The organism is Streptomyces sp. V3I7 (assembly GCF_030817495.1).
Classification (GTDB): domain Bacteria; phylum Actinomycetota; class Actinomycetes; order Streptomycetales; family Streptomycetaceae; genus Streptomyces.
Genome location: NZ_JAUSZK010000001.1, coordinates 2,723,614 through 2,740,486, shown reverse-complemented (window position 1 = coordinate 2,740,486; position 16,873 = coordinate 2,723,614). Strand labels below are relative to the sequence as shown.

The 16,873-nt window shown below is 71.4% G+C and carries 12 protein-coding genes and 1 pseudogene; 6 read left to right on the top strand and 7 right to left on the bottom strand.

Translation table 11 applies throughout. From position 1 onward, the window contains the following. Positions 1-95: 95 nt before the first annotated feature. Positions 96-1,253 (top strand): acyl-CoA dehydrogenase, encoded by a 1,158-nt coding sequence (locus QFZ74_RS12665; protein WP_307620917.1) that lies wholly within the window; start codon positions 96-98, stop codon positions 1,251-1,253. Positions 1,254-1,311: 58 nt separating this feature from the next. Further along, on the top strand, positions 1,312-2,136 hold the full coding sequence (locus QFZ74_RS12660; protein WP_307620916.1) for a class I SAM-dependent methyltransferase: 825 nt from the start codon (positions 1,312-1,314) through the stop codon (positions 2,134-2,136). Here QFZ74_RS12660 and QFZ74_RS12655 read toward each other — a convergent pair. Continuing rightward, a complete protein-coding gene (locus QFZ74_RS12655; RefSeq protein WP_307620915.1) occupies positions 2,133-3,419 on the bottom strand; it encodes an LCP family protein in 1,287 nt (428 codons plus the stop codon). The two genes, QFZ74_RS12660 and QFZ74_RS12655, sit on opposite strands and share 4 nt — an antisense overlap. A 119-nt stretch (positions 3,420-3,538) precedes the next feature. Between QFZ74_RS12655 and QFZ74_RS12650 the strand changes: the two genes are divergently transcribed. Then, a complete protein-coding gene (locus tag QFZ74_RS12650) occupies positions 3,539-4,132 on the top strand; it encodes an acyl-CoA thioesterase (RefSeq protein WP_373462377.1) in 594 nt (197 codons plus the stop codon). A 244-nt stretch (positions 4,133-4,376) separates the two neighbouring features. On the opposite strand, the gene QFZ74_RS12645 is transcribed toward QFZ74_RS12650, so the two are convergent. Then, the gene (locus tag QFZ74_RS12645) at positions 4,377-5,750 is read right to left on the bottom strand and encodes an LCP family protein (RefSeq protein ID WP_307624130.1); all 1,374 of its coding nucleotides are present in this window, start codon (positions 5,748-5,750) and stop codon (positions 4,377-4,379) included. Positions 5,751-5,996: 246 nt separating this feature from the next. Here QFZ74_RS12645 and QFZ74_RS12640 point away from each other — a divergent pair, with 246 nt between their 5' ends. After that, complete coding sequence (locus tag QFZ74_RS12640) at positions 5,997-7,025, top strand: glycosyltransferase family 2 protein (RefSeq protein WP_307620913.1); 1,029 nt, start codon at positions 5,997-5,999, stop codon at positions 7,023-7,025. Between the two features lie 56 nt (positions 7,026-7,081). On the opposite strand, the gene QFZ74_RS12635 is transcribed toward QFZ74_RS12640, so the two are convergent. The 4 genes and pseudogenes from QFZ74_RS12635 to QFZ74_RS12620 form a co-directional block, all read right to left on the bottom strand. Continuing rightward, complete coding sequence (locus tag QFZ74_RS12635; protein WP_307620912.1) at positions 7,082-8,689, bottom strand: LCP family protein; 1,608 nt, start codon at positions 8,687-8,689, stop codon at positions 7,082-7,084. Positions 8,690-8,826: 137 nt separating this feature from the next. Further along, complete coding sequence (locus QFZ74_RS12630; RefSeq protein ID WP_307620911.1) at positions 8,827-10,587, bottom strand: LCP family protein; 1,761 nt, start codon at positions 10,585-10,587, stop codon at positions 8,827-8,829. Between the two features lie 252 nt (positions 10,588-10,839). Further along, positions 10,840-12,037: pseudogene (locus QFZ74_RS12625) on the bottom strand (LCP family protein). Positions 12,038-12,267: 230 nt separating this feature from the next. Then, entirely contained in the window at positions 12,268-13,023 is a 756-nt protein-coding gene (locus QFZ74_RS12620; RefSeq protein ID WP_307620909.1) for a TIGR03089 family protein, read from the bottom strand. A gap of 139 nt (positions 13,024-13,162) precedes the next feature. Here QFZ74_RS12620 and QFZ74_RS12615 point away from each other — a divergent pair, with 139 nt between their 5' ends. After that, positions 13,163-14,506 carry an N-acetylmuramoyl-L-alanine amidase gene (locus QFZ74_RS12615; RefSeq protein WP_307620908.1) on the top strand — a complete coding sequence of 448 codons (1,344 nt, stop codon included), beginning with the start codon at positions 13,163-13,165 and terminating at the stop codon, positions 14,504-14,506. A gap of 163 nt (positions 14,507-14,669) precedes the next feature. Next, positions 14,670-15,752 (top strand): NDP-sugar synthase, encoded by a 1,083-nt coding sequence (locus tag QFZ74_RS12610; RefSeq protein WP_307620907.1) that lies wholly within the window; start codon positions 14,670-14,672, stop codon positions 15,750-15,752. A gap of 29 nt (positions 15,753-15,781) precedes the next feature. Here QFZ74_RS12610 and QFZ74_RS12605 read toward each other — a convergent pair whose 3' ends face one another. Continuing rightward, entirely contained in the window at positions 15,782-16,786 is a 1,005-nt protein-coding gene (locus tag QFZ74_RS12605; RefSeq protein WP_307620906.1) for a DNA-3-methyladenine glycosylase, read from the bottom strand. Positions 16,787-16,873 lie beyond the last annotated feature (87 nt).

The following is a 16,873-nucleotide window of genomic DNA, read 5'->3' as shown; positions in this document are numbered from 1 at the left end:
GCTCACGTAGGCGGGGCACGGGGCGACCTCTAAAATTTGGGTTACTTAACGGTAGTTAGCGTCATCATCACTGCGTCTTTGGAGCGTGAGAGACCTTGGCCGGATCGGCTGACTTCGACCTGTACCGCCCGTCCGAGGAGCACGACATGCTCCGCGACGCCGTCCGCTCGCTGACCGAGGCGAAGATCGCGCCGTACGCGGCCGCGGTGGACGAAGAGGCCCGCTTCCCGCAGGAGGCGCTCGACGCCCTGGTCGCGGGCGACCTGCACGCCGTGCACGTCCCCGAGGAGTACGGCGGCGCCGGCGCCGACGCGCTGGCGACCGTGATCGTCATCGAGGAGGTCGCCCGTGCCTGCGTCTCCTCCTCCCTGATCCCCGCGGTGAACAAGCTGGGCTCGCTCCCGGTGATCCTCTCCGGCTCCGAGGACCTGAAGAAGCGCTACCTCACCCCGCTCGCGCAGGGCGACGCGATGTTCTCGTACTGCCTCTCCGAGCCGGAGGCGGGCTCGGACGCGGCCGGCATGAAGACCAAGGCGGTCCGCGACGGCGACCACTGGATCCTCAACGGCGTGAAGCGCTGGATCACCAACGCCGGTGTCTCCGAGTACTACACGGTGATGGCGGTGACGGACCCCTCGAAGCGCTCGAAGGGCATCTCGGCCTTCGTCGTCGAGAAGTCGGATGAGGGCGTCTCCTTCGGCGCCCCGGAGAAGAAGCTCGGTATCAAGGGCTCGCCGACCCGCGAGGTCTACTTCGACAACGTCCGCATCCCCGCCGACCGCATGATCGGCGAGGAGGGCACCGGCTTCGCCACGGCGATGAAGACCCTGGACCACACCCGCATCACCATCGCCGCCCAGGCCCTCGGCGTCGCCCAGGGCGCCCTCGACTACGCCAAGGGCTACGTCCTGGAGCGCAAGCAGTTCGGCAAGCCGATCGCCGACTTCCAGGGCATCCAGTTCATGCTCGCCGACATGGCGATGAAGCTCGCCGCCGCCCGCGCCCTGACCTACCAGGCCGCGGCCGCCTCCGAGCGCGGCGACGCCGACCTCACCTTCCAGGGCGCCGCCGCCAAGTGCTTCGCCTCGGACGTGGCGATGGAGGTCACCACGGACGCCGTCCAGCTCCTCGGCGGCTACGGCTACACGCGGGACTACCCGGTGGAGCGGATGATGCGCGACGCCAAGATCACGCAGATATATGAAGGTACGAACCAAGTTCAGCGGATCGTGATGGCGCGCAACCTGCCGTGACCTAGCGGTGATCACCGGAAGGCGCCCCGCGGGGCGCCTTTCTGCTTGGGTGGCACCCATGACGATCAACGGGGCGACCGAGGCCTTCGACGCCGCCGAACGGGCCATGTGGGCCGGCCGGGCCGAGGCCTACGGCAACAGCTTCGCGCACCTGTGCGCGCACCCGGTCGAGGCGCTGCTCGACGCCGCGGGAGTGCGCGCGGGGACGGCGGTGCTCGACGTCGGCACGGGTACGGGCACGGCCGCTCTGGCGGCGCGGGCGCGCGGGGCGCGGGTACGGGCCGTGGACGCCGATGCCGGGATGGTCGCGGCCGCGCGCTCGCGCGGGGTCGACGCCGAGGTCGCCGTACTGCCGGAGCTGCCCTTCGCGGACGGCGCGTTCGACGCCGTCGTCGGGAACTTCGTGATCAACCACGTCGGCCGCCCGCGGGCCGCGCTCGCCGAGCTGCGGCGGGTGCTGCGCCCGGGAGGCCGGGTCGCCGTGACGACGTGGGGTGCGCGGCGCGGGGCCGGGCAGGAGCTGCTGGGGCAGGCCTGCGCGGCGGCCGGGGCCGTACCGCCGCCGGGCCTGCCGCGCCTGGATCCGGGCGAGGACTGGGCGCGGACGCCCGAGGGTCTCGCCGGGCTCCTTCAGGAGGCCGGGTTCGGGGGAGTGCGGGCCGGTGAGCTCGCGTGGGAGCACCGGACGACCGTCGAGGAGTGGTGGGGCGGAGCCGCCGGCGGCATCGCAACGATCGGGCTGGTCGTCACCGCGCAGGACGCGCGGACCGTCGTACGGATCAGGCGGGAGTACGAGCGGCTCAGCGCGGAGTTCGCCCACGAGAGCGGGGGAGGGCACCTGGCCCTTCCCCACGTCGCGCTGCTGGCCTCCGGGACCGTCTAGTTGCCGGAGACGGTGACCTTCTCGTCGTTCTTCAGCTCGTTGACCAGCGTCTTCACCTTTGCCTGGTCCCAGACGAGATTGCCGCCGGTGGAGCCGGAGACGGGCATGTTCATCGACTTGCCGTCACCGCCGCTGACCGCCTTCATCGCCCAGAACATCGACGCCAGGTCCCACAGGCTCATGTCCTTGTCGACCACCAGCGAGTCCAGGCCCGCGCCCATGGTCGGGTAGAGCTTGAAGGGGTTGAGGATGGTCGAGGGGGTGGCCACCTGGTTGGCCAGCGCGGAGAGGAACTTCTGCTGGTTCTTGGTGCGCTGGAGATCGGAGGTGGCGAAGGCGTGCCGGGTACGCACGAAGGCCAGGGCCTGCTGGCCGTTCAGTGTCTGCTTGCCCGCCTTGAAGTCGGCGCCGGACCACTTGTCCTTGAAGCCCTGGTCCAGGGTCATGTCCACACCGCCGACCGCGTCGACGATGTTCGCGAAGCCGCCGAAGCCGATCTCCACGTAGTGGTCGATGTGCAGCCCGGTGTTGTACTCGATGGTGCGCACGAGCAGCTGCGGGCCGTCGAACGCGTATGCCGCGTTCAGCTTGTTCGGGCCGAGGGGGCCCTTGATCTGGCCGGACTCGGAGCCCTTGAACTTCGGGATGGTGACGTTCGAGTCACGCGGCAGGGATATGAGGGTGTCCCCGTTGCCGCCGACGTGCAGGATCATCATCGAGTCGGTGCGCTTGCCCTCGGCGGAGCCGGTGTGCAGGCGCTTCTTGTCCTCGGCGGTCATGCCGGCCCGGCTGTCGGAACCGACGATCAGGTAGTTCGTGCCCGCGCCGGTCTCGGGGCGGTCGATGACCTTGGACAGGTCGACGTCCCGGTGCAGCTTGGAGTCGGCCCAGAAGTACGTGCCCACGGAGGCGGCCACCAGCACCACGACGACCGCGAGCGTGATCCGCTTGAGACGGCGCCCCCAGTTCGGGCGCTGCGCGTACTGGCCGTAGTACGGATCCGGCTCGTTGTCGTTGGGCACGAAGCCGCTGCCACCGCGACCGCCGCCGTAGACCTGGCCCGTGTTGTACCCGCTGTCGTACGGGTCCTGGCGGCCGTAGCCGTCGCCGTACGGCTGCTGCGGGATCCCGCCGCCGTACGCGCCGCCCTGGCCGGGCGGGGCCGCCGGACCGCGCCGGACTTGGCGCATCACACGGGCACCCTCGGGGTGCGCGCTGGCGCTGCCGCGTCCGTACGGTCTGCCGCGGTTGTCGTCGGACCATCCCTCGGGCCAATCATTCATGCGCCCCAGTGTGCAGGGCCGGACCCCGTCCTTTACAAGGGTCGGTGGCAAATCAGGGCCGGGCTGTTGCGAAGCCAACACAAAGTCCGTGAATGTCACCTCGGCATAAGGTGGAGGCCATGACAGACCAGGCCCCAGCTGTGGAATCGGACACCCAGGACACCACGGTCTCCCGGGACACCCAGGAGCTCCCGGAGATCCCGGGCAAGCCCACGTCCGCCTCCCGCACCACCCTCAGCCACATCATGACCCACAACGACACCAACCTCCTCGGGTCGGTGCACGGTGGCGTGATCATGAAACTGGTGGACGACGCGGCGGGCGCGGTGGCCGGCCGGCACAGCGGCGGCCCCGCCGTCACCGCCTCCATGGACGAGATGGCCTTCCTGGAGCCGGTGCGCGTGGGCGACCTGGTTCATGTGAAGGCGCAGGTCAACTGGACCGGCCGCACCTCGATGGAGGTCGGCGTGCGGGTCCTCGCCGAGCGCTGGAACGAATCGGCGCCGGCCACCCAGGTCGGCTCGGCCTACCTGGTCTTCACGGCGGTCGACGCCGACGGCAAGCCCCGCCCGGTCCCGCCCGTCCTCCCCGAGACCGAGCGCGACAAGCGCCGCTACCAGGAGGCCCAGATCCGCCGCACCCACCGCCTGGCCCGCCGCCGCGCCATCCGCGAGCTGCGCGAACAGCGGGCGGCGGACGGGATCGAGGACTGAGGCACCCGGGCTCCCGGAGCGCGCCGAGCGATCACGCGCCCTTGGAGCACACCACCTCGTCGCCCCGTACCGCCCCGTCGTCCGGCTTCGCCGGTTCCTCGCCGCGTACCTTGCGCGCGTTGCGGAAGTCCGCTCCGGCGATCACCTTGAGCGCGGGGTCCTGCCCGCGCGCCGGGCGCTGCCGGCTGCCGGGAAGCGTCGACTGGAGGGATCTGGGGCGGGGGACCCCAGGCGCGCCAAGCGGTCACGCGCCCTTGGAGCACACCACCTCGTCGCCCCGTACCGCCCCGTCGTCCGGCTTCGCCGGTTCCTCGCCGCGTACCTTGCGCGCGTTGCGGAAGTCCGCTCCGGCAATCACCTTGAGCACCGGGCCCTGTCCGCGGTTCGCGCGTAGCTCGCTGCCGGGCAGTGCCGCCTGGAGGGAGCGGGCCGAACGGTCCCAGCGGGGGTCGTAGATGATCACCGTGCGCTTCGCGGACTGGTCGGTGGAGGTCACCGGATGCCGGTCGGTGGCGAAGCCCGTGGCCGCCAGGGCCGCGTCGACCTGTCGTCCCAGCCCGGCGGTGCGGGTGCCGTTCTCCACCCGAACCCGGATCTGCTGCGGCGGCACCTCCACGACCGTCGGCTGCACGCGGGGCGGCCGCTTCACGGTCAGGGGCCGGTCCTCGCGCAGGGACTGGAAGAGCTTGTCCGCCTTGGCCCGGTCCCACTTCAGCGTCGAGCCGATGCCCTTGACCGCGTATCCCATCCGGCCGATCGGGACGGTGGTGAATTCGGACGAGGAGGGCGAGAAGTTCCGCATCGCCCGGCCCAGGTCGAGCAGCTCGTCCGTGCCGAAGCCCTTGTCGGCCCGCACCGAGCTCAGCACCGCCCGCGTCACGTCCCGGAATCTCATGGGGTTCAGCAGCACCCCGGAGGAGGTCGCCTGCTCGATCAGCGAGGCCAGGAAGCGCTGCTGCCGCTGCATCCGGCCGAGGTCGGAGGCGCCGTCGACATGGCGCGCGCGCACGTACTGCAGCGCCTCCCCGCCCCGCACCGTGTGCGTGCCGGCCGGGAGGTCGAGGCCGGTGTACGAGTCCTTCAGCGGGCGGGCGCTGCAGATCCGGACCCCGCCGAGCACGTCCACGGTCTTCATGAAGCTGCTGAAGTCGACCTCCATGTAGTGGTCGATCTTCACGCGGGTCATGTTCTCGACGGTGCGCACGGTCAGCTGCGGGCCGCCCTCCGCGTACGCCGCGTTGATCTTGATGGGGTGCGGCTGGTGGCGCTCGCCGGTGGTCTCGTCGACGTGCGCGGGCACCTCGGCGTAGGAGTCGCGGGGCAGGCTCACCACGCTGGCCCGCTTCCGGTTCTCCGAGATGTGCACGATCATCAGCGTGTCGGTGCAGTGACAGGGCGCCCCGCCCAGGTGGTACGCCCGCCGCTCGCGCTCGTCGATCCGGTCCCGGCCGTCGGTGCCGACGAGCAGGACGTTCATGCCGTGGCCCGCCTGCGGGCGGTTCTTCATGTCCTTGAACGGGTCGACTCGCGCGATGTCCGCGTCCAGGCTCGTGACCACCGCATGCCCGATCCCGGCCGAGGCCAGCACCACCACCGACAGCGTCGTCGCCGCCCGCATGGCCCAGCGCGGCCGCTTGCGCCGTACGGGCGGACGCGGCACACGGCGGGAGGACTGCTGCGGGCGGGGCTGGGGCCGGGACGGGGACCTGGGCGGGCTGGACAAGGAGGACACCTCCGGACGGGGGCCGGATGAGGGCCGAACGTGGGACTCCGTGAGCACCGTAGGCCCATACGATCTCCGGCCCGCGGCAGCGGCCCTCTGGCGCGCACCCGTGTCCCTCGTTCGCGGTAACGTGAGCCCCCTATGAACGCCAAGCCCGACGTGCGCCTCCCCGCAGTTTCTGTGATCATGCCGGTCCTCAACGAGGAACGGCATCTGCGCGGAGCCGTCCAAGCGATCCTCGCGCAGGAGTACGCCGGCGAGATGGAGGTCGTGATCGCCCTGGGTCCGTCCACGGACCGTACGGACGAGATCGCGGCCGAACTCGTGGCAGAAGACCCCCGCGTGCACACCGTCCCCAATCCGACCGGCCGCACGCCCGCCGCGCTCAATGCGGCGATCAAGGCCTCCCGCCACCCGATCGTCGTGCGCGTTGACGGGCACGGCATGCTCTCCCCCAACTACATCTCCACCGCCGTACGGCTCCTGGAGGAGACCGGCGCGCAGAACGTCGGCGGCATCATGCACGCCGAGGGTGAGAACGACTGGGAGCACGCCGTCGCCGCGGCGATGACCTCGAAGATCGGGGTCGGCAACGCCGCCTTCCACACCGGAGGCGCGGCCGCCCCCGCCGAGACCGTCTACCTGGGTGTCTTCCGCCGCGAGGCGCTGGAGCAGCAGGGCGGCTACAACGAGGAGTTCATCCGCGCCCAGGACTGGGAGCTGAACTTCCGCATCCGCGAGGCAGGCGGGCTGATCTGGTTCTCGCCGGAGCTGAGGGTGTCGTACCGTCCCCGCCCGAGCGTGCGGGCGCTGGCCAAGCAGTACAAGGACTACGGGCGCTGGCGGCATGTCGTCGCCCGCTACCACGAGGGCTCCATCAACCTGCGCTACCTCGCCCCGCCGACGGCGGTGTGCGCGATAGCCGCCGGCCTCGTGGTCGGCGCCGCCCTCACCCCGTGGGGCTTCGTGGTTCCGGCCGGCTACCTCGCGGCGATCGCCGCCGGCTCGGTCCCGGCGGGCAAGGGCCTGCCGGCCAAGGCCCGCCTGCAGATCCCCGTAGCCCTCGCCACCATGCACATGTCGTGGGGCTGGGGCTTCCTGACCAGCCCGAAGTCACTGGCCAAGCGGGTCATCGCCTCGCGGCGGCCCGCGGTGCTCGGCGCGAAGTAAGACCCTGAGTCGCCCGTCCGCGGGTCTCGGTCACGACCGGGGCCCGCGGACGTTTCTCAGTCCGTCGGGCCGGGCGTCCAGGTGTAGGCCGGGTTCACGTGCATGCACTGGGACTTGTCCGCGCCGTTGATGGCCTGGGCCGTCTTCGGGGTCGTGTCGTCCTCCTGCGGCGCGGTGTACGTCGTGCCCGTGCGCCAGTCGGCGCCGACGACCAGCGTGACGCCCGAGACGTACGCCGACTTCTCCACGGCGTCGTCCGGCAGGCCGAGCGCCTTGGCGACCTGCTGGGCGTCGCCCTTCAGGTCGTCGCTCGGGTAGCGGATCACCGTCGTGTCCTGGCTGGGAGTCACCGAGGTGTCCGCCACCGCCTTGGTGAAGCCCTTGCCGGCGAGCAGCTGGCTGACCGCCGCCGCCCGCCCGGAGACCGGCGCCTCGGTGGCGGAGCGGGTGCCGTTCTGCACCTGTACGGCGATCTGGTCGTCCGCCGTGGCCGGGTCCGCCGACGCCGTCGCGGCCGGCGTCGCCTTCGAGTGCTTCTTCTTGTCCTTGCCGTCCAGGGCGATGTCGTCGCGGATGAGCCGGAACAGCTTCTCCGCGTCCCCCGGCCTGGGCACGACCCGGCCGCTGTTGGTCGTGGAGTACTGCCAGGGCATGGTCGTCATGGTGATGCGGTCGGTGGGGACCTTCTTGAGCTCGTTGCTCAGGTCGTACAGCTTCGCCACGGATCCCAGGCCGGTGTCGACGGTCAGGGCCGTGGTGGCCGTCTCGGCGAGCTTGCGCAGCTTGTTCGGGCTGCTGAGCGTGGCGTTCTCGCGCAGCTGGCGGACCATCGCGTTCATGTACTGGTGCTGCGCCTTGGCGCGCGCGATGTCGGTGTTGTCCTCGAAGCCGTAGCGGGTGCGCAGCCACCGCAGGGCGCGCTGGCCCTTGATGTACGTCGTGCCCTCCTTCAGCTTCAGTCCCGAGCCGTGGCCGTCGGAGGAGCGGGAGTAGATGTTGGCGTCCACGCAGACCGGTACGCCGCCGATGGCGTTGCCCATCGACACCACACCGGCGAAGTCGATCATCATGAAGTGGTCGATGTGGATGTCGGTGAGCTTCTCCCAGGCCGCGACCGTGCAGCCGGGACCGCCGCGGCCCAGCGACTCGTTCGTGATCGTCGAGGTGAGCGGGCCGTACACCTTGCCGTTGTCGGGGTCGGTGCACTGCGGGATGTCCACCAGGGTGTCGCGCGGCATGCTGACGACCGCCATGTTGCTGCGGTCCGCCGAGACGTGCAGCAGCATCTGGACGTCCGCGCGCGGAGGGGTGTTGAAGGTGTCCCGGGCGCCGCCGAGCTTCTGGTTCTCCGCGGAGTCGCGCGCGTCCGAGCCGATCAGCAGGATGTTCAGCGGGGTCTGCCCGGCCGCGTTCGCCTTCGGCGCGGCCGCCCTGTCCTTGGCGTCACCGAGGAACAGGTCGTCCTTCCTGAGGTTGCCGTTGAGGTGCCGGTAGTAGAGATAACCGGCACCGGCGGTGCCCGTTATCACCACCGCCAGAACCGTGGCCGACCAGCGAAGGGCCCGCCGCCTGCGGCGCCGTCCCCCGGAGCGCGAGCCGCCCGGGTGTCCTGCACCCGTGGGCCCGCCCGGGTCTTCGTGCCCCTTCCACGGGGAGGGTGACATCGTGTCCCCGCCCGCGGAGGCCTCCCCTCGTGCACCGCTCTGCGTCAATTTCGCTGCCCCTCCCGCCCTGGACCTGACACGGGCCCGTCCCGCGTCGAGTTAGACGCACGACGGGCCCGTTGGGTTACCTACGAAAACTACGAAGCGCACTGCTCCTTGTCGGCCGTGGACTTCTCCACGTCCGGAGCCTTCGTCGGAGCGGTGAGCGACTCGCCCGCTCCCTTGAAGTCCTTGCCCAGGGTCAGCGACATCGTGGGCAGGCCCTGGGCGTTGGTCACGCTCTCGCCCGGCTTCAGAGCGGAGCCCGGCAGCCCCATGATGTCGGCCAGCCTGCGGGCCTGGTCCGCCTGGTCGGGGGCGTACTCGAGGGTGGTCTTGTCGAGCGGGGCGGGGGCGTTGCCGGCGTTCTCCGACTTGAGGACGCCCTCGCTGTTCTGCAGCCACTCCAGGACGTCCTGCGCCGAACCGCCGGCGGCCCCGCCGTTCATGATGCGCACCCGCACCTCGGAGGCGTCGGCCTTCGAGCCCTTGAGGCGGTCGGCGGCCGCGTCCTTCTTCTGCTTCTCCTTCTTCTTCTTGACCGCGGTGAAGGAGACGTCGTTCTTGATCGCGTCGAAGACCTCGGGCGCCTGCGAGTCGTTGAGGACGACGGTGGTCGGCACCTTCTCGGCCGGGTTGTCGACGACCGGCACCTTGGTGAACGTCAGGTTCTTCAGGTCGAGCTTGCCCAGCTCCAGGCCCAGGTCCTTGAGCTTGCCGATGTCCTTCAGCTTGTCGTCGACCGTGAGGGCCTTGGTGCCGGCGTCGGCCAGCTTCAGCATCTTCGACGGGCTGGTGAGGGTGTCGTTGGCCTTCAGCTTGCGCATCAGCGAGCTGAGGAACTGCTGCTGGAGCTCGATCCGGCTCAGGTCGCCGCCGAAGCCGACGGAGTGCCGGGTGCGCACGAAGGCCAGCGCCTGCTCGCCCTCGACCGTGGACTTGCCCGCGGGCAGCTTGAGGTGCGAGGACTTGTCGTCCACCGGGTGCTTGAGGCATACGTCGACACCGCCCACGGCCGTCGAGAGCGTCTTGACCGCGTTGAAGTCGGCGATCATGAAGTCGTCGGGCTTGACGCCGGTCAGCTCGGTGACCGTGCGCATGGTGCAGCTCGCCGTACGGCCGTCCTGGCCGAGGCTCGTGTTGAAGCGGACGCCGTCTGTGCCCGGGATGACCTTGTCGGTGCCATCGGCCTGTCTGGTCCGGCAGTCCGGGACGTCCACGATCAGGTCGCGCGGGATGCTCAGCGCGGTCGCGTTCGACCGGTCCTTGGAGACGTGCAGCAGGATGTTGGTGTCGGCGTGCCCGACGCTGCCCTTGTCGCCGTAGCCCTCGTTGCCCTTGCCCGTGCGCTTGTCCGTGCCGATCAGCAGGATGTTGATCGCCCTGTCGGAACGGAAGCCACCGGTGCTCGCACCGTCGTCCGAGACGGACGTGATGTTGTCGTTGAGATGCTCGATATAGAAGTAGCCCGCCGCCGAGGCCGCGACCAGCACGAACGCCATCGTGCCGCCGGTCCACAGCAGGACCTTCTTGGCCTTCGCCTTGCCCTTGGCGTTGCCCGTCCGCCGGCCGCGGCGCCCGGGCGGCGGCTCGGGCTCGCTGCCCCGGCGCCGACTGCGCTGCGGCGGGACCTCACGGCCCTCGCCCCGGCCCCCTCGCCCCGGTGCGCGCTCGGGCGCGGCCGTGCGGCCACGCGGCGCGCCGCCGGCATTCCGCGGAGCTCGTCTGCGGGGCCCAGGCACCGGTGATTGCGGTGCGGAAGGAGCCAGTCGCATTTCGTATTCGCCGGTGTTCGGATTGAACACCCACTGGTCTGCGGGATCGATGTTGTCCGCCCGCCCACGGCTTTGCGCGTCCACGGTTGTCCGAATCCTCCGTCGGGGCCACGCGGCGCCTTGCCCCCACAAGGCGCTCGGGTCTCGTTCAAACGGCGCACGACCACAGGACGCATCTCGCGAGCGGTGCACCGGATCGCTCACACTATCCGGCCACTTCAGTGACGAGCGACGGCGGTGACGAATTCCACGGACACGCAACCGTGCAACACCTGGCTACAACCGGGCAATCCGTTCTATTTTCCTGAACAGAAGTTTGTGGCTTTGGGGCTCGCTTTACTCGCACCCGTTCTCGGCGGCGGTGTTCCCGCGGAACGTGGGTGCGGGGGAAGGGCCGTCGGAGGGCTCGCTCCCGGAACGGGCGCCCTGTGGAGAGCGCGGCGCCCCGTTCCCCGCGACCTCCACGTGGGGCGTCGGAACGCAGCCGCCCGAAGAGATTTCGGGCCGCCGGCTCCACGAGCTGGTCGCGATTGGCGTTGTAGGCGTACGACTCCCTCGGAACCGTCAGGAACTGCACACGTTCCGTAGGGATGTCCCGCACGCCGCGAACGAGTTGGTACAAACCGCGCAGACTGGCCAGGTCGGGGTCGGTGGTCAGCGAGGACGTGGCCGCGTCCAGCAGCGGATAGAGCTTGACCGGGTTGAGCAGTACGTCCTCGCCGCGCACCTTGTGCACGAGCGCCGCCATGAACTGCTGCTGGCGGTTCATGCGGTCCGTGTCACTGCCGTTGCCGAGCGACTTGCGTGCGCGGACGTACCCGAGCGCCTGCTCGCCGTCGAGCGTGACCTTCCCCGCGGGCAGCTTCAGCTTGGCGCCCTTGTCGTCTATGGGCTTCCTCAGGCACACGTCGACCCCGTCGACGGCGTCGACCATCTCCTTGAAGCCGTGGAAGTCGACGACCATGTGGTGATCGATCCGAACGTTCGTCAGCTTCTCGACGGTGCGGATCGTGCAGGCCGAACCGCCCACCTCGTAGGCGTAGTTGAGCATCGCGAACGCCTGGGCGCTGCGGCCGCCGCCACGGCGGGCGCAGCTCGGGACGTCGACCATCAGGTCGCGGGGGAGGGACACGGCGGTGGCGCTGCGCCGGTCGGCGGCCAGGTGCAGCAGGATCGCGGTGTCGGAGCGCTCGGTGCCCGTGTCGCGGCCGTACCCGGTGTTGCCGTCCCCTTTGCGGGTGTCGGAGCCGATCACCAGGATGTTCTGGGCGCCGTGCACCAGCGCCGTGGGCCGCTCGCGCTCGTACTTGGCGAGCTCGGCGGCGGCCGCCTCGTCGGCCGTGATGTTGCCGCTGAGCTTCGTGTACACCGCCCATCCGCCGCCGCCCGCCGCGACGAGCAGGACCCCGAGCCCCAGCGCCGCCCACCGGGTCACCCGCCGTCGGTGCCGGCGTATCAGCCCGTCCCCGGTGGCGGAGGCACCCGCGCCCGGGCCGTGGGTGCCTCCGGGAGACGAACGTGCGGCATCGGTCACGGGCGGGCCCACCCCTCATGACGTACGAGGAGACGTACGAGGAGACGTACGAGCGTGTCGTCCTGCTCCTACGACGATGGCCCCGGGGTGGCGCGAGGGCGGCCCGTGCTGAGCCGTCCGGGTGAATCCGGTCGGCTCGGGGTGCGGGGAGGGAGAGGCTGCCCGACAATGCGACCGCTCTCCCGCCGACGGCGCTCGTCTGCCGCTCTCCCGCCGGCCGGGCGCCCGCGTCAGTGGCGGGTGGCCGACACCCGCTCGCTGTCGATGCGCTTGGCCAGGGCGTCCTCGCCCAGCCGGTCCAGGTTCCGGCACAGCACCACCGAGCCGCCGGCGGCCAGCGGCGCGTACAGACCGGCGCTCAGCCCCTCCCAGGTGTCGTACGGCAGCCCGGACAGCAGCCGGGAGCCGGGGCCGGTCAGGTCCAGCGACGGGGCGTCCGCCCGCGCCCGCTCGACGACCTCCGCACCCGTCAGCTCCGCCCCGGCCACGATCAGCGCGGGCTCCTCGGGGTCGACGGGAGCGAACGGAGCGAAACGGTCGCCCTGGCTCGGCACCTCGACGGCGTAGTCGAGGAAGCCCTCCGGCGGCTGCGGGAATCGGCCGCCCAGGGGGTGCAGTGCGAGGGCGACCCGCTCCCCGCGGCAGGCCCGCGCCGCCTCCAGCGAGTCCGGTCCGCTGACGACGATGTCCGCGGCCGCCGGGTCACCGTCCACGTCCGCGAGCGCGCCCACCGAGGAGCACGCCAGCAGCCACACCGCCGTCTGCCAGTGCGCGGGCAGCAGCAGTGCGACGCGGGCGCCGGGCTCGGCGGCGAGGTCACCCTGGAGGAGGTTGGCGGTCTTGGCCACCCAATTGGCGAAGGTGGCCACGGACAATTCGACGCGTTCGCCCGTGGCGTCGTCGTAGAAGGTCACCAGGGGGCGTCCGGGGTCCGCGGCGAGCGCGGAACGCAGCAGGTCGGCAGGGGTGCGGTCGGTGGCGTTCACCCGGGCAAGCGTACGCGGCGGCGTGCGGCCGCACCGGGCGGCGAGGCCACGGGGACGCACCGGTTCGGGCGAACGGGAACCGACGGCCCGTCAATTCCCGGATAGCCGGATAGGTATGAATATGAACAAGATCTGAGGCATGCGTGGAATCCTCACCTCCTCGGTCGGTGTCACCTGCGCGGCCGCCCTCCTCCTGTCCGCCGCACCCGTTTCCGCTGCGCCCGCGAGACCCGCGCCCCAGGCGGGCCGTGCCGCTCCCGGCACCACTCAGTCCCTGCCCCTGGTCCCGCTCAGGCGTGACCGCGCCCTCGGCGCCGTCACCGAACAGGGCCTGCAGCGCAGGGACGTACGCCACTTCTCGCTCGTCGGCGTCATCTGGGACGACCCGGCCACCGCCCTGCACGGCGGGGTCCAGGTCCGTACCCGCGCGGCCGCCACCGGTGCGTGGTCCGGCTGGCAGACCGTCGAGACGCACGCCGACCACGGCGCCGACCCGGGCACCGCCGAAGGCTCCTCGGGGCGCCTGCACGGCGCGACGGCGCCGCTGTGGGTGGGCGACTCAGACGGCGTGGAGGTACGGGTGCGGGCCGAAGGCGCGTCCGGCGACGGCCGCGCCGGCACCCTCACCTCACCGCTCCCCTCGGGGCTGCGACTGGAACTCGTCGACCCCGGCGCGGAACCCGCGCTCATGGGCTCCCCGGCCGACGCCCCCCGCGCCGGGTACCTGGACGAGGGCGCGACCGCCGCCTCCGCCGTCAACACCGACGTCGCCCCCCTAGGCGCCGTCGAGATCCCGGCCCTCAGCCGGCAGGCCACCGAACGCGACCTGCTCGCCCGGCGTTCCGCGGAACCGGCCGGGGGCGAGCGCGTCAAGCCGTACATCGGGCCGCGCCCGCGGATCGTGACGCGGCGGGGCTGGGGCGCGGACGAGAGCCTGCGGGAGAGGGGCTTCGTCTACACGAAGAAGGTCAAGGCCGCCTTCGTGCACCACACGGCCTCGGGCAACAACTACCGGTGCTCACAGGCCCCGTCCGTCATCCGCAGTATCTACCGCTACCACGTCAAGAGCATGGGCTGGCGGGACATCGGCTACAACTTCCTCGTCGACAAGTGCGGAAACATCTACGAGGGGCGCGCCGGGGGCGTGTCGAAGGCGGTGATGGGCGCCCACACGCTCGGCTTCAACACCAACAGCATGGGCATCGCGGTGATCGGGTCGTTCGGCTCCAGCAAGCCGTCCTCCTCCGCCGTCACCGCCGTCGCCAAGCTGACGGCCTGGAAGCTCGGCCTCTACGGAGCCAACCCCCGCGGCAAGACATATCTGAAGTCGGGGGGTGGCAATCTCTACCCAAAGGGGAAGAACGTACGACTGAACGTGATCTCGGGCCATCGGGACGGGTTCGCCACGACCTGCCCCGGCAAGCGGCTGTACTCCAAGCTCGGCTCTGCCCGCTCGGCCGCGGCGCGCTACCAGGGGCGCTGAGGCCCGGTCACCCGTTCACCGCCGTCGGGGGAGCAGTCGGGGGAAACCGCACGCCGATATCGCGGGACACCGCGCGGCCATCGAGGGCGTCGACGCACGGTCTGCATACACTGGCCGGCCGAAAGACAGTTCGGCCGGTCCCGGCAGGAAGCAGAGACGACAGGTGACAGAAGCGATCCTCCTGGTCGGCGGCAAAGGCACCCGGCTGCGTCCGCTCACGGTCAACACGCCCAAGCCCATGGTCCCCGCGGCCGGGGTGCCGTTCCTGACCCATCAGCTGGCTCGGGCGCGAGCCGCGGGCGTGGAGCACATCGTGCTCGCCACCAGCTATCTCGCCGAGGTCTTCGAGCCGTACTTCGGCGACGGTGCCGCGCTCGGCCTGCACATCGAGTACGTCACGGAGGAGGAGCCGCTGGGCACCGGCGGCGCGATCCGCAACGCGGCCGCCCACCTCCACTCCGGTCCCGACGAGCCGGTGCTGGTCTTCAACGGCGACATCCTGACCGGCCTGGACATCGGGGCGCTGGTGCGCACGCATGCCTCGACGGGCGCCGACGTCTCCCTGTACCTGACCAAGGTGACCGACCCGCGGGCGTACGGCCTCGTCCCCACGGACGACACCGGCCGGGTCCTGGCGTTCCTGGAGAAGCCGCAGACGCCCGAGGAGATCGTCACCGACCAGATCAACGCGGGCGCGTACGTCTTCCGCCGCTCCGTCATCGACGCGATCCCGGCGGGCCGCGTGGTGTCCGTCGAGCGCGAGACCTTCCCCGGCCTGCTGTCCGCAGGGGCCCATCTGCAGGGCATGGTGGACTCGACGTACTGGCTCGACCTCGGCACCCCGGCCGCCTTCGTCCGCGGCTCCGCCGACCTGGTCCTGGGCCGCGCCCCCTCCCCGGCCGTGCCCGGCCGCTGCGGCGACCGCCTGGTCCTGCCGACGGCGACGGTCGCGCCCGACGCCAAGCTGACGGGCGGCACGGTGGTCGGCGAGGGCGCGTCCGTCGCCGAGGGCGCGCGCGTCTTCGGCAGCGCGATCCTCCCCGGCGCCGTCGTCGAACCCGGCGCCGTCATCACCGACTCCCTCATCGGCGCCCACGCCCGCGTCGGCGAACGCTCGGTCCTCGACGGCGTGGTCGTCGGCGACGGAGCGGTCATCGGCCCGGACAACGAACTCCGGGACGGGGTACGGGTGTGGTGCGACGCGCACATCCCGGCGGGGGCGCTCCGCTTTTCTTCCGACCTGTAAGGAGTGCTCCGTAACCACTGGTCGAGCGGCTACAGCAGGCTGATGTCCCCGACAGGGAACCGTGGGCCCCGCCGCTCCGGCACCCTCCCGCTCAGCAGGATCAACCGTGCCGCCCGATGACGCTGACCGGCGTACGGCTCCAGCAGGGACAGCATGACGGAGTCGTCCGCGTGCCGGTCCCCGGCGAGCGCCCATCCCACGATGCCCGGCAGATGCAGGTCCCCGACGGTCACCGCGTCCGGCGCCCCGTGGCTGCGCTGCACGACCTCCGCCGACGTCCAGGGACCGATCCCCGGCACGACCTCCAGCCGCGCCTGCGCTTCCTTGGGCGCCATCCCCGCCGCCTGCTCCAGCCGCGCGGCGAGCCGTACGGCCCGCAGGACCGTCGACGCCCGCTTGTTGTCGACGCCGGCGCGATGCCACTCCCAGGAGGGGATCAGCGCCCACGTACGCGGCGCGGGCATCACCCACATCCGCCCGTCCACGGGCCCCGGCGCCGGCTCCCCGAACCGGCGCACGAGCAGCCGCCACGCGCGGTACGCCTCGACCGTCGTGACCTTCTGCTCGAGGACCGACGGGATCAGCGACTCCAGTACGAGCCCGGTCCGCGTCAGCCGCAGCCCGGGCCGCCGGTGCCGGGCCTGGGCGACGACCCGGTGCCGGGGCGCGAACGCGGCGGGGTCGTCCTCAGCCCCCAGCAGCCGCGGCAGCTGCTCCAGCAGCCACTCGGCCCCGGGCCCCCACGCCTCACCGCGCACCTCGGTGCCGTGCGACGACACCCGCAGCGTCCCCGGCCCGCAGGGCGTGCGGCTGGCCCGCCACACGGAGCCGTCGGGCGTCGCGCGGAACGTCGGGTCGCCCGGGCCGCGCCGCAGCGGGCCGAGCACCAGCCCGAGATCGAGCGGGCCGTCCGGCCGCCACCGGCGCACCCGCCCCTGGCCCTGCGCGGCCTGCCGCGGCACCCCGGCGGGTACGCCGACGTGCCCACCGCGCACGGTCGTACGCGTGGGCCGCGGAGCGAAGCGTCCTGCCACGAGCGGGGTCCCTGGGGTGCCGGAGTTGTCCTACGAGCGGAGCCGTCCTACGGGACGAGTCGTCCTAAGAGACTAGGCGTTCGTGCG